The 12,515-nt window shown below is 70.7% G+C and carries 11 protein-coding genes; 2 read left to right on the top strand and 9 right to left on the bottom strand.

The window, feature by feature from the left end:
- Positions 1–14: 14 nt before the first annotated feature.
- From B1729_RS02320 to B1729_RS02280, 9 genes are all read right to left on the bottom strand, one after another.
- Positions 15–767 (bottom strand): SDR family NAD(P)-dependent oxidoreductase, encoded by a 753-nt coding sequence (locus tag B1729_RS02320; RefSeq protein WP_163630490.1) that lies wholly within the window; start codon positions 765–767, stop codon positions 15–17.
- Positions 768–775: 8 nt separating this feature from the next.
- Positions 776–1,642 (bottom strand): phosphogluconate dehydrogenase C-terminal domain-containing protein, encoded by an 867-nt coding sequence (locus tag B1729_RS02315; protein WP_163617770.1) that lies wholly within the window; start codon positions 1,640–1,642, stop codon positions 776–778.
- Positions 1,639–2,433, bottom strand: a complete 795-nt coding sequence (locus tag B1729_RS02310) for a TIM barrel protein (RefSeq protein ID WP_163630489.1) — start codon at positions 2,431–2,433, stop codon at positions 1,639–1,641. Before B1729_RS02310 ends, B1729_RS02315 begins: the two co-directional genes overlap by 4 nt.
- A complete protein-coding gene (locus B1729_RS02305; RefSeq protein WP_345770800.1) occupies positions 2,430–3,338 on the bottom strand; it encodes a triose-phosphate isomerase family protein in 909 nt (302 codons plus the stop codon). The genes B1729_RS02310 and B1729_RS02305 overlap by 4 nt, the downstream gene beginning before the upstream one ends.
- 86 nt (positions 3,339–3,424) lie before the next feature.
- A complete protein-coding gene (locus B1729_RS02300; protein ID WP_163617767.1) occupies positions 3,425–3,910 on the bottom strand; it encodes a ribose-5-phosphate isomerase in 486 nt (161 codons plus the stop codon).
- Entirely contained in the window at positions 3,903–5,651 is a 1,749-nt protein-coding gene (locus tag B1729_RS02295; RefSeq protein WP_163617766.1) for a dihydroxyacetone kinase family protein, read from the bottom strand. Before B1729_RS02295 ends, B1729_RS02300 begins: the two co-directional genes overlap by 8 nt.
- The gene (locus B1729_RS02290) at positions 5,648–7,066 is read right to left on the bottom strand and encodes an MFS transporter (protein WP_239525855.1); all 1,419 of its coding nucleotides are present in this window, start codon (positions 7,064–7,066) and stop codon (positions 5,648–5,650) included. The genes B1729_RS02295 and B1729_RS02290 overlap by 4 nt, the downstream gene beginning before the upstream one ends.
- Before the next feature lie 94 nt (positions 7,067–7,160).
- Positions 7,161–8,846, bottom strand: coding sequence for a hypothetical protein (locus B1729_RS02285; protein ID WP_163617765.1), 1,686 nt, complete (start codon positions 8,844–8,846; stop codon positions 7,161–7,163).
- A 72-nt stretch (positions 8,847–8,918) separates the two neighbouring features.
- Complete coding sequence (locus B1729_RS02280) at positions 8,919–10,238, bottom strand: extracellular solute-binding protein (protein WP_239525854.1); 1,320 nt, start codon at positions 10,236–10,238, stop codon at positions 8,919–8,921.
- Positions 10,239–10,376: 138 nt separating this feature from the next.
- Here B1729_RS02280 and B1729_RS02275 point away from each other — a divergent pair, with 138 nt between their 5' ends.
- Together B1729_RS02275 and B1729_RS02270 are read left to right on the top strand one after the other, a co-directional pair.
- Positions 10,377–11,114 carry an FCD domain-containing protein gene (locus tag B1729_RS02275; RefSeq protein WP_163617764.1) on the top strand — a complete coding sequence of 246 codons (738 nt, stop codon included), beginning with the start codon at positions 10,377–10,379 and terminating at the stop codon, positions 11,112–11,114.
- A gap of 29 nt (positions 11,115–11,143) precedes the next feature.
- Complete coding sequence (locus B1729_RS02270) at positions 11,144–12,412, top strand: D-arabinono-1,4-lactone oxidase (RefSeq protein ID WP_163630485.1); 1,269 nt, start codon at positions 11,144–11,146, stop codon at positions 12,410–12,412.
- Positions 12,413–12,515: the final 103 nt, after the last annotated feature.

Genomic DNA, 12,515 nt, shown 5'->3' with positions numbered 1-12,515 from the left:
GAGTCGACAGCGGGTCAGATCGTCATGCCCCCGTCGACCGCGAAGAGCGCGCCCGTCGCGAACGCGGCGTCGTCCGACGCGAGGAACACCATGATCCCCTCGACATCGCCCGGCGCTCCCGCACGACCCATCGGGATGCGGCCGATGATCGCCGCGCGCGCCACAGGGTCGCTGGTGATGGTGTTGACGAGCGAGGTCTCGGTATACGCCGGGACGACGGTGTTGACCCGGATGCCGCGATCGGCGTAGGCCGCCGCGACCGTGCGTCCGAGGCCGTGGATGCCTGCCTTCGATGCGCTGTACGCCGTGAAGTCCTGCCCCTCGCCGTTGATCCCGGTCGGGCTGCCGGTGAGGATGATCGAGCCGCCGCCGGTCTCCAGCATCGAACGGACGGCGTGCTTGACGGTGAGGAAGGTGCCGGTCAGGTTGACGTCGATCGTGCGCTTCCACACGTCGAGATCGAGGTCGGCCGCGGCCGCGTCCTGCCCGAACAGCTGCACACCGGCGTTGGCGACGACGACGTCCGGCGCCCAGCCCTCGGCGCTCAGCAACCCGAAGGCGGCTTCGACCGACGCCTCGTCGGAGATGTCCATCACAGCAGCCCGGGCGGCGAGCCCGATCGCATCCGCCGTCGCGCTCGCGGCAGCGGCATCCCTGTCGGCGATGACCACGCGAGCTCCCTCACGGGCGAACCGCTCCGCGACGGCCCGGCCGATGCCGGTGCCCGAACCGGTGACGAGGGCGGTCTTGCCTTCGAGTCTGGTCATCGTCGTCCTCAGCGCTCGATGTGGTCGAGGTGCAGCATGCGCGCGAGGTTCTTGTCGAGCTCGTCGTCGCGGAAGATCTTCTTCCAGTCCTCCTTGATGATGCTCTCGCGGCCGTAGTCCATGGCGATGAGGCACGCGTCCGAGAACGGGTTGTCGCCGCGCAGGCCGTTGGCGAGCGCCACCTGCGTGTGGCCGTACAGGATGCTGCGGGCCGCCGCCTCGGGAACGCCCATGGTGTTCACGGCCTCCTGCAGTGCCTCGTTGAGGAGGGCGCCGATCATGCACGCGACCGTCTCGACGAGCGTCGGCTCGAGCTGGGCGAGCTGCTTGATCGTGACCCAGTGGACGTCGATGACGGGCGCATAGATGGCGCGGACGGTCGCCTCGACGATCGCCTGCTTCTCGGGATCGTCCGACTCGATCGCCGCGATCGCGTCCTGCGGGGCCGCGATGCCGCCGAACGTGTCGGCCCACTCCTCGGGCGTCTGGCGCTGCAGGAAGATCGATGGGTGGCAGGGGTGGGCGACGGCCTGGATGACGTCCTCACGCGTGGTGAGTAGACCCGCGTAGGCGGCGGCCGGGTCGAGCGTGAGCACGATCGCGCCCGACTTGAGCTGCGGCACGAGGTCGGCGGTGACGGGGCCGAGCGCGAGGTCGGGCACGGCCAGGACGACGATGTCGGCGTCGGCGACGGCGGTGCCGGCATCCGTCAGCTCTCGTCCTGCGTCGAGGGTGCGCTGCTGACCCGCGGGCGAGTTCTCGACGTACGCGACCTGGTGGGCGGTCTTGACGAGGTTGTCGGACACCCGCATGCCCATCTTGCCGCCGGCGCCGACGACGGCGATCTTGTACGTCTCGGTCGAGGTGGTGCTCATGTCGTGCTCCTCAGATATTCGATGGTTCGGCGGGTCCAGTCCCGCTCGGTTCGGACGGTGGTCGCGGCGTCTGTCTGCCAGGAGAGCCAGTGCTCGACGATTTCGTTGACCCCGTTCTCGCGGGGCTGGACGGTCTCGAGCAGATGGGGGTAGTCGTGCAGGCCGTCGCCCATCGGCGCGCCGCCGTACGTGAAGCCCACCCAGCCGGGTTGCCGGGCGAAGGCGAAGTCCTTGACGTGCACGTTCTTCACGTGGCGAGCGGTGGCCTCGACGCAGTCGCGGGGCAGCTCGAGACGTGCCACGACGTTCGCCGGGTCGAGGCAGATGCCGAGGTGCTCGCTGCCGATGCGGTCGACGAGACCGACGAGGTCGGCGGTTGCGACCTGCTCGTACGTCTCGAGAGCGAGTTCGACTCCGGATGCCTCGTACGCGGGCAGCGCGGAGCGCAGCCACTCCTCTGCCTGCGCGAGCGTCGGACGGTTGTCGGGGGAGTACAGCATGCTGCGCACGAGCCGGGCGTCGAAGACGCCGGCGAGCTCGAGGAAGCGGGCGAGGCGGTCGGGCTCGATGCCCTTCGTGCCCAGTTCGATCGTGAGGCCCAGGTCGCGGGCGGCGGCCGCGGCATCCGTCAGCTCCGCGTCGTCCATCGACTCGAGCGGCGCATAGTCGCAGATCTGGAAGACACCGACATCCAGGGCCATGGTGGCCTCGAACGCGCCGACGAGCGAGAGCGGCTCCGGCACCTGGTCGGAGTGCTGCCAGAAGAAGGCGTACGTCCCGAGGCCGATCATGCGCCGACCTCCGTGCCCGGTGCCTGAGCTACCGGTCCCTGCGCGTGAGCTTCCGGTGCCTGAGCCTGTCGAAGGGCCCGCGCCTTGACGGGCTCGGCGACGGAGGAGCGGGCGTCGACGACGGAGGAGCGGGCGGCGAGAGCGGATGCCTCCTCCAGCACCGCGACGAGGGCGTCCGGGTCGTGCGCGAAGCGGCCGAGGAAGAGTCCGTCGACGCTGTCGCCCAGGCGGGTGAGGAGGCCGGGGCCCGCGGAGCCGCCGTAGATCACGACGCTGCCGGTGCGGTCGGGGTCGGCGTCGATCGCGGCGCGGAGAGCGCGCGTCACGGTGACGATGTGCTCGTCGGGAGCGGGCTCGGCGGCGCCGATCGCCCACACCGGCTCGTACGCGACGATTGCCGGACCGACGGGCACGTTCTCGAGGTTCGCCGCCAGCTGTTCGACGTTGGCGAGCGCGGCTGCCGTGCTCGCCAGGCGCTCCGCCTCGCCGATGCAGACCACCGGCGTGATCCGATGGGCGAGGGCCGCGGCGGCCTTCGCGGCCGTGACGGCGTCCGTCTCGCCGAACAGGCGGCGGCGCTCGGCGTGCCCGATCTCGGCGACCGCCACACCGATCTCGGCGAGCTCGGCGGCGGCCACCTCGCCCGTGTACGCGCCGGGCTCGAACTCCGAGACGTCCTGCGCGCCCACGAGCACCGGCGTGCCGGCGAACGCCTCGATCGCGGCGGGGATCTGCAGGTAAGTCGGGATCACGAAGAACCGCACGTCGCCCGATGCCACGGCGGGGTGCGCGCCGGCGCGGCGAGCGACAGCGGCGAACCACGCCCGCGCCTGCTCATGCCCGAAGTACGTCTTCAGGCTCACCCCCACCGTGACCTGCGCGTCGGTCCCGCTGCGAACGGACACGAACTCCTCAGAACCGAGCGACCCTCGCAGATTCTGACGGGAATCGTGAGAGATGGGCTGGTTTCTGCGGAGTTCGTGCCTGGACATCAGCAGCTTCCGGTGGTCTCGTACTCGTCGATGACGGCGACCTTGTCGGCCGAGGCCGACGAGGTGTCGAAGCGGTAGGTCAGCCATTCACGCACCAGGCGCCGGGCGAGCTCGACGCCGACCACGCGCTGGCCCATCGTGAGCACCTGGGCGTTGTTGGAGAGCACGCCGCGCTCGACCGAGTACGAGTCGTGGGCCGTGACCGCGCGGATGCCGGAGACCTTGTTCGCCGCGATCGCGACGCCGAGCCCGGTGCCGCAGATCAGCAGCGCGCGGTCGGCGGTGCCGGCGGCGACCTGCTGGGCGGCCTCGATCGCGACCCTCGGGTACGGGGTGTGGCCGTCGGCGTCCACGCCCACGTCGACCACGGAGGCGACGCCGGGGTTCTGCTCGAGGTCCTTCTTGAGGATCTCCTTGTAGTCGAAGCCGGCGTCGTCGGCGCCGATCACGATCCGCAGCGGCTCTGCGGTCTGGGACTCAGGCATGGGCGTTCTCCTTCGGGGACTTCCGGGCCGTGAGCAGCTCGCCCACGGCGGTCACGATGAGCGCGAGCGAGATCGCGCCCGGGTCGGGGGTTCCCACGCTGTTCTGGCCGTGCGCACGCGCGCGGCCCATGCGGGGGAGCAGATCGGCGGTCGCGTCGGCGGCCCGGGTCGCGGCATCCGCCGCCGTTCGCCACGCGTCGGTGAGCCTCGCGCCGGCGTCGACGGCCTGGGTCAGCGTCGAGGTGAAGGGCACGAGCGCGTCGACGAGCGTCTTGTCGCCGACCTCGGCCTTGCCGTAGTCGGTGACGCCTCGTGATCCGGCGGCGACGCCCGCAGCCACGGCTGCGGCGTCGGGGCTGCCCTCGTCGCCCAGCTTCGCGGCGATCGCGTTCAGGATGACGCCCCACAGTGCGCCGGACGTGCCTCCGGCCTTGTCGGCCCACGCGTCGGCCGCGCGCGCGAGCGTGGTGCGGGCGCCGGCTCCGGCGTCCACCGCGGTCTCCGCAGCGGCGAGCGCGGCGTGCGAACCGCGCTGCATGCCGATGCCGTGGTCGCCGTCGCCGGCGATCGCGTCGAGCCGGCCGAGCTCGCCGACGTGGGCGTCGACGGTCTCGGCGATCGTGCGCACGGCGGCCAGCACCGTCGCGGCGGCGGCACGGGATGCCTCGTCGCCCGGCTCGATGACATCGGCCACGTCGGCCGTGGCGGCCGCGTCGGACCGCTCCTGCGGAGCCACCGAGCCGCGCCGGTAGGCCGGGGTGTCGACCGGGGTCTCCCACAGCGACTCCAGCACGTCGTCGAGCCAGAACAGCGTCAGCGACGTGCCGGCCATGTCGAAGCTCGTGCAGTACTCGCCCACATGCGGGTCGACGATGTCGATGCCGGCATCCGCGAGCAGCTGTGCGATGCGCCGGTAGACGACGAACATCTCCTCGTACTTCAGCGAGCCCAGGCCGTTGAGGATGGGGACGACGCGGGCCCCCCGGACCGCGTCGACCCCATCCGGCACCTCGGCGAGGAGCTTCTCGACGAGCAGTTCCGCCAGGCCGTCGGCCGTGGGGATGCCGGTCTCGTCGATGCCCGGCTCGCCGTGGATGCCGAGCCCGATCGCCATCCGGCCCTCGGGAACGGTGAACAGGGGATCATCGGCGCCGGGCAGCGTGCAGCCGGTGAACGCGACGCCGAACGACCGCGTGCGCTCGTTGGCGTGCTGCGCGAGCCGCGTGACCTCGGCGAGATCCGCGCCGGACGCCGCGGCGGCTCCGGCGATGCGGAACACGGTGAGGTCGCCGGCGATTCCGCGGCGCTTGTGCTTCTCGTCCACCGTCGCGCTGAAGATGTCGTCGGTGACCGTCACGGTCTCGCACGCGGTGCCCTCGGCCCGCAGCCGCTCCTGCGCGGCATCGAAGTTCAGCACGTCGCCGGCGTAGTTGCCGTAGCTGAAGAACACGCCCCCGCCGTTGTCGGCCGCCTTGGCGACCGAGAACACCTGCTGCGTCGACGGCGAGGCGAACAGGTTGCCCATCGCCGCGCCGTGCGCGAGTCCGGGGCCGACGAGTCCGCCGAAAGCGGGATAGTGGCCCGAGCCGCCGCCGATCACGACCGCGACCTGGCCGGCCGGCGACGCCGTGCTGCGCACGACGCCACCCGGGACCCGGCGCACGTAGCGCCCGTTGGCCGCGACGAAGCCGTCGATCATCTCGTCGGCGAAGTCCGCCGGCTCGTTCCACAGACGGGTCATCGCGCGTCGCCCTTCGGGTCGGCGGCCGCGCCGAGGGCGGCCGCGTCCACCGTGGGCACGTCGTCGGCGGCCGCGTCGACGGTGACCGGGTTGATGCGGTTGCTGCGGGCCAGGAGCACCATCAGCACCGCCGACACCAGCATGACGAAGCCGACGATGAACATCGGGATCTCGTAGCCGCCGGTCCAGTCGCGCACCGCTCCGGTGATGAACGGCGCCGAGAACCCGGCGAGGTTGCCGATCGTGTTGATGAGTGCGACGCCGGCCGCCGCGGCCGCGCCGGTGAGGAAGCGCGTGGGAAGCGTCCAGAAGTTCGGCAGCGCGGCGAAGATGGCGCTCGCGGTGATCGTGATGACCGCGATCGTGGCGGCGGGGGAGCCCGCGAACAGGGCGAGCGGGATGCTGACGGCGCCGGCGAGCGCGGGGATCGCGATGTGCCAGGTCTTCAGGCCGCGCTTGGAGGCGTCGCGCGACCAGAAGTACATGATGATGGCGGCCGGCAGGTACGGGATGGCCGTGATGAGGCCCTTCTGGAACACGTCGAAGGTCTGGCCGGTCTGCTCCTGGAAGCCCTCGATGATCGTGGGGAGGAAGAAGGCCAGGGCGTAGAGGCCGTAGATGAAGCCGAAGTAGATGAACGACAGCACCCACACGCGACCGCTCTTGAAGGCGAAGCGGGCCGAGACGTGGCCGTGCTCCTTCTTCTGTGTGGCGGCCTTCTCGCGGTCGAGAGCATCCGTGAGCCACACCTGCTCCTCGCGGGTGAGCCACTTGGCGTCGGTCGGCTTGTCCTTGAGGTAGAACCACGCGATGACGCCGACGACGATCGCCGGGATGGCGACGCCGAAGAACATGAACCGCCAGCCCTCGAGGCCGAAGAACACCTCGTTCTGCTGGATCAGCCAGCCGGCGAGCGGAGCGCCGATCACCGTGGTGAGGGGCTGGGCCAGGTAGAAGAGCATGAGGATGCGGCCGCGGTACTGCGCGGGCACCCAGAGGCTGAGGAAGAGAATCGCGCCCGGGAAGAACCCGGCCTCGGCGACGCCGAGGAGGAAGCGGAGCACGACCAGCTGCTCGAAGTTCTGAACCCAGGTGAAGAGCAGCGCGACGATGCCCCAGCTGACCATGATGCGCGACAGCCAGCGCCGGGCGCCGAACTTGTGCAGGGCGAGGTTCGACGGCACCTCGAGCAGGATGTAGCCGATGAAGAACACGCCCGACGCGAAGCCGAACTGAGCGGCGCTGAGCGCGAGGTCGTCGTTCATGCCGTTGGGGGCGGCGAACCCGATCGCGGTGCGGTCGAGGTAGTTGATGAAGAACATCAGCGCCACGAACGGCACGAGGCGGGTCGACACCTTGCGGATGGTCGAGCGCGCGACCGGCGGCGCTTCCGCGGTGTTCTGGTTCTGGTCCACTGTGACTCCTGCTCGTCGACGGTGATCGAGATGACTGCCGACTATTGTGGCAAACCGGTTGACCAATTGCAAGCAGGCGTCCGTATGCCGGAAGTCAGCCCACCCGCGAACGCAGGGCATCCGCGATCTCGAACTCGAGCGTTTCTCCGCCGGCGCTCGCAGCACGGATGCGGAGTTCGACGTCGCCGAAACGCTGGGTCCAGACGTCTGGGGATCCGGCGTGCTCGGCGATCGTCTCCTGCGCGTCGGGGTCGTCGAAGCTCTCGTACACGACCCAGCGCCCGTCGCCGACGCGCTCGGTCGCCGCGTGCTCCGCGCCGCAGAGCCATGCGGCGATGAGCACCGTCGCTCCGGCCCGCGCCCGTGCGCGGAGTGCGTCCCGCGTCATGAGGGGAAGCCGGCTGCCGGCGACGACGACGAGTCCGGCATCCGCGAGCTGATCGGATCGCACGTGCTCGTCGAACACGAGAACGCTCCGCGTCGCCTGGAAGAGGCCGTGCAGATGCGTCTGCGCGGCGGCGCCCGCCTCGAGAGGGAAGTGCGGTCGCGCGATCCCGTCGAGCTCGTGGCGCGGGAACTCGTACCCCGGGATGTGCAGGCAGCTGCCGTGGTCGGGGAGCTGCCCGTGACTCAGCGCGTGCCATGCGGCGAATACGCTGCGCGATGTGGCAGGCGCCGTCGCGTCGCGGTTGCCGAACGGCCGGTGGCCGCGCCCGAAGTCGCTGTCGTCGGCGTGCACGAGCGCGATGTCGGCACGCGCATCGCGGTGGCTCCAATGGAGCGGATGCCGCGGCACGAAGTCGCGCACGAACTCGTGCCACACCTCCCCATGGGCGGTGCGCTCGAACGCACCTGACGCGCGGTGGCTCACCAGCACGTCGACGTTCTCGACGAACAGCCGTGTGGGTGCGAAGAGGTAGGCGAGGCGCAGGGCCGAGGCGAACTCCGCGGGCGAGTGGCCGGGGAATCCGGGGGCCCGGGTGAGCCATGGCCCGATGTCGGGGCCCCACAGGTCGGCGCAGATCCACAGCTCGCGGTCGTACTGCACCGCCGCGCCGAGGGCGGTGCCCAGCTGCAGCGGCTGGAACGACTCCTTCATGACCTTCGGCGCCGGAGTCATCCCCGCCCGCGCGAGCGTGTGGAACATGACGGGGAACACCTGCTCGGCGAGCACGGGCACCGGAGCGCCCCCGCCCTCCGCCGTCGCCGCATCGACGTCGCGCACGATGGCCCGCACCGCGGCGTCGATGACGCCGATCGCATCCTCCGCGTCGAGACCCTCGGTCTGGCCGAAATGCGGCAGATGCGCGTCGCGCCGGTACTGGTCGGCGTGGATCTGCAGGTGCTCGGGCTCGTCGTACAGCACGCCGGCGAGCCTGCCCGAGGCCGCGGCATCACGGACCAGCTCCGCGGGAAGGTCGTACCGGTTGGTGCCGTCGACGTAGGGACCGTTGATGTTGCCGTACTCGTTGCCGAGCACGACGTCGATTCCGGCGTCGTCGAGGTCGCGCAGCAGGGCGCCGTGGTCGTGGACGGTCGGGATGACGTGGTGGACGTAGAAGTCCGCGCCGAGCTCCCGCAGCGCCATCACGAACTCGCGGGGCGTCGGCGCGGGATCCTGCGAGGCGATGGGGATGCCGGTGCCCGTGCGCATGACCGCGTCCGAGGCGTCGCCCGCCCACGGGTCGTGGAAGGCGACGACGGGACCCTGGATGCCGAGCGACGGCCGGGATGCCGGCGCGCGGTCCGGGGGATCGGGAAGCGGATCGGACGTGGGCACGTGTGGCTCCTCGGGTCTGTGGCGAACGGACGCGGAGGCCGGCCGTCACGGTCGGCCTCCGCATCGCGTGCACTACTGGCTGCTGACGACGACGTCCATCTCGGCGAAGAACTGCGCGACCGCCTCGTCGACCGAGATCGTGCCGAAGTTCAGCTCCTCGCCGAGTTCGCGGAACTTCTCGTGCAGCGAGCCGTAGCCGACGATCGGCACCGGCGGAGCGTCGCCCAGTCGGTCGGCGATGGATGCCTCGTAGTCGGCGATCGTCTGGCTCAGCTCGTCGAGATCGGCGGCCTCGCGTGCCGTCTCCGAGGCCGGCAGACCGCGGTTGGTGCCGAAGATCTCGCCGGACTCGGGAGAGTTGATGAGGAAGTCGATCAGCGTGGCCGCCGCCGCCGGGTGCTCGGAGTTCGCGGCGATCGAGTACATCTGCGACGCCTTGAGATAGAGGTCCTGCCCCTCCTTGACCGAGAGCGGGGGAGCGATCAGCTGGATCTCGTAGCCCTCCCCGAGGTTGGCGAGGAAGCCGGCACCGGTGTTGTCCCAGGTCGCGTCGCTCGCGCTGAGCGCGCTGTCGAAGGCCGTGAGCGGCTGCACCTCGGCGATCCGCTGCTGGGGAACGAACTCACCGCCCTCGCGGGCGGCCGAGGCGGAGTCCCAGAACTCTGCGAGGCGGTCCTCGTCGAAGCCGGGCGTTCCGTCCTCGTCGAACAGGTTCGCACCCTCTGCGCGCAGCTGCAGCTCGAAGTTCTCGATGCGGGCCGTCGGGTCGACGCCGCCCCACGCGTCGACGCCCGCCGACTGCGCCGCGTCGCTCACGTCGGCGATCCACTCGTAGTAGTCGTCCCAGCTGCCGTCGGTGAACGGCTCCACGCCGAGCTCGTCGAGCAGGGTGGTGTTCAGGAACATGCCCCACGAGTTGGTGGACAGTGGCACGGCGGTGGTGACGTCGTCCACCACGCCGGCCGAGAGCACCTGCGGCTCGATCGTGTCGGTCTGGATGATGGAGCCGAGGTAGGGCTCGAGGTCGAGCAGCGACCCGCTCTGCGAGTACTGCCGGAGGTAGGCGAGGTCCATGGTGACGACGTCGGGCAGGCCGTTGCCGGCCGCCTCGATCTGACGCTTCTCCCAGTAATCGGTCGGCGCGAGGAAGATGATGTCGACGTCGATGTTGGGCTGCTGTTCCTCGAAGACGGCGATCGCCTCGTTGTAGAGCTCGGCGCGTACGTCGTTGCCCCAGAAGGTGAAGGTGATCGACACCTCCTCATCGGGGTCGAGGGTCGGCTGCGTGCTCGCCGGCGGGCTCGAGGCGCATCCCGTCAGGACGGCGAGGGCTGCCAGACCCACTCCCGCCGTGGCCGCCATGGGCTTCTTGCTCCGGAACTTCATCGTCATGCCTCTCGTCATCGAGCTTCAGGAAACGCTTTCTCACGGGGCCGTGAGAAAGGCGACTGCCGTCGCCTCGCCACAGTCTGACAAACCGGTTGACCGAAATCAATCCCGGATCTCGCGCGACTGCCGTAAGTTGTTCGCATGCCCGCCTACCCCGACGACCGCTCGGCCGAGATCACGGCGGCCCTCGGCGCCCTTCCCTCCGGCACTCCGGTGTCGGAGGTCGCCCGTCGCCTGATGGACCTCTTCACGACCGGCGACCTGGAGGCCGGCACGCGGCTGCCTCCCGAGCGGCAGCTCGCCTCGACACTGGGCGTGGGGCGTTCGGCGGTCCGCGAGGCCCTCGCCGCACTCGAGATCCTGGGCATCGTCGACGTGCGCCCCGGCTCGGGGACGTACCTGCGCGGCACCGCAAGCGAACTGCTCCCGCAGACGCTCCGCTGGGGCCTGCTCATCGGCAGCAAGAACACCGCGGAGCTGCTCGAGCTGCGCTCGGGGCTCGAGATCTACGTGGCCCGGCTGGCCGCCGGCCGGGCCGCGGCATCCGATCTGTCCTCGCTGTCGGGCTCGCTCGCCCGCATGCGCAGCGGCGTCGGCGACCTCAAGGCCTTCGCCCGGGCCGACCTCGACTTCCACAACGCGCTCGCGACCGCGGCCGGCAACGACACCCTCGTCGACCTGCTGCACGTCGTGCGCTCGCTGCTGCAGGTGTACGCCGACCGTGCGGTGCACGACGACGCCGAGGCGCGCATCGCCGTCGACGAGCACGGTGCCGTCTTCCGGGCGATCGAGGCGGGGGATGAGGATGCCGCGGCCTCGGCCATGGCGACCCACATGGCGACCGCATCGCAGCGCCTCGCCGCCGAAGCCGCTCCCTGACCCCCCGCATCAAGCCGTAAGGAGGCGCGATGCCGCGCAATTGGGCTGGAACGTACGAGTACTCCGCGCCGCGGATCGTCGACGCGACGTCGGCCGACGACGTGCGCCGCGTACTCCGCGAGCCGGGGCGCGTCCGCGCCCTGGGCACGCGCCATTCGTTCACCGATCTGCCCGACACCACCGGCACGCTCGTCGACGTGACCGGGTTCGCCGCCGAATTCGAGCTCGACGGGGCCGCGCAGGCGGTCACCGTGCCCGCCGGCATCCGCTACGGCGTGCTGGCCGTATGGCTCGACGACCGCGGCTGGGCGCTGCGCAACATGGGGTCGCTCCCGCACATCAACGTCGGCGGTGCGACCGCCACGGGTACGCACGGGTCGGGCGACGCGAATCCGGTGCTCTCGGCATCCGTCCGCGCCCTGCGCTACGTCGGCGCCGACGCCGAGGTGCACGAGGTGCGCCGGGGGGGTCCCGACTTCGACGCGCTCGTCGTCGGTCTCGGCGCCTACGGCATCGTCGTGTCGCTGACGCTCGACATCGAGCCCGCCTTCCGCGTCCGGCAGGACATCTACACCGGCGTGAGCTGGGATGCCGCGCTCGCTCACTACGACGAGCTCACCTCGGCGGGGTACAGCGTGTCGGTCTTCTCGCGCTGGGAGGAGCCATCGGTCGGCTACGTGTGGATCAAGACGCGCGTCGACGCCGACGACGACCTCGTGCCCGACACGGTCTTCGACGGCGTCCGTGCCCTCACCGGCGACTCGCCGCTCGGGGTCGAGGACAACGTCACCGAACTGGCCGGCGTCCCGGGGCCGTGGATGCTGCGGCTGCCGCACTTCCGCCTCGACGCCCAGCCCTCGTTCGGCGACGAGATCCAGAGCGAGTACTTCGTCGCCCGCGCCGATGCGCCCGCCGCCCTGAGGGCGGTGCGCGCCGTGTTCCAGCAGTCAGCACCGGACGACGGCATCCGTTCCCATCTCATCTGGACCGAGCTGCGCACCGCTGCCGCCGACGAGCTGTGGCTGAGCCCCGCCTACCGCCGCGACGTCGTGATCATCCACTTCACGTGGTTCAACCACCCCGACGACGTGGCCGCCGCGCTGGGGCGCATCGAGGCGGCGCTCGAGCCGTTCGACGCGCGGCCGCACTGGGGCAAGGTGCACGGCTTCGACCGTGCCGCCATGGAGCGCGTCCACCCGCGCCTGGCCGACGCCCGCGCGGTGTTCGAGCGTCTTGACCCCGACGGGCGCTTCACGAACGCGCACCTCGAGCGCGTCGGGGTGCGCGAGCGGCGCTGACGCCGGCGTCCCCGAGGAGGGCCGCGGACCATCGGCGATTGGTCAACCGGTGTTACAGTTACGGACGAGATCGTTCGTGACGACGCGGCGAAAGGGAAGTCGA

It is taken from the genome of Microbacterium sp. B35-04 (assembly GCF_010634885.1).
Lineage (GTDB): Bacteria > Actinomycetota > Actinomycetes > Actinomycetales > Microbacteriaceae > Microbacterium.
Note: the sequence above shows the minus strand (reverse complement) of the source record. Positions and strands in the feature narration are given on the sequence as shown.

Excerpts from the sequence above, each read along its gene's own strand:
- B1729_RS02315 (WP_163617770.1), bottom strand. The coding sequence starts at position 1,642 with ATGAGCACCACCTCGACCGAGACGTACAAGATCGCCGTCGTCGGCGCC.
- B1729_RS02270 (WP_163630485.1), top strand. The coding sequence starts at position 11,144 with ATGCCGCGCAATTGGGCTGGAACGTACGAGTACTCCGCGCCGCGGATC.
- B1729_RS02280 (WP_239525854.1), bottom strand. The coding sequence starts at position 10,238 with ATGACGATGAAGTTCCGGAGCAAGAAGCCCATGGCGGCCACGGCGGGA.
- B1729_RS02320 (WP_163630490.1), bottom strand. The coding sequence starts at position 767 with ATGACCAGACTCGAAGGCAAGACCGCCCTCGTCACCGGTTCGGGCACC.
- B1729_RS02300 (WP_163617767.1), bottom strand. The coding sequence starts at position 3,910 with ATGCCTGAGTCCCAGACCGCAGAGCCGCTGCGGATCGTGATCGGCGCC.
- B1729_RS02275 (WP_163617764.1), top strand. The coding sequence starts at position 10,377 with ATGCCCGCCTACCCCGACGACCGCTCGGCCGAGATCACGGCGGCCCTC.
- B1729_RS02295 (WP_163617766.1), bottom strand. The coding sequence starts at position 5,651 with ATGACCCGTCTGTGGAACGAGCCGGCGGACTTCGCCGACGAGATGATC.
- B1729_RS02310 (WP_163630489.1), bottom strand. The coding sequence starts at position 2,433 with ATGATCGGCCTCGGGACGTACGCCTTCTTCTGGCAGCACTCCGACCAG.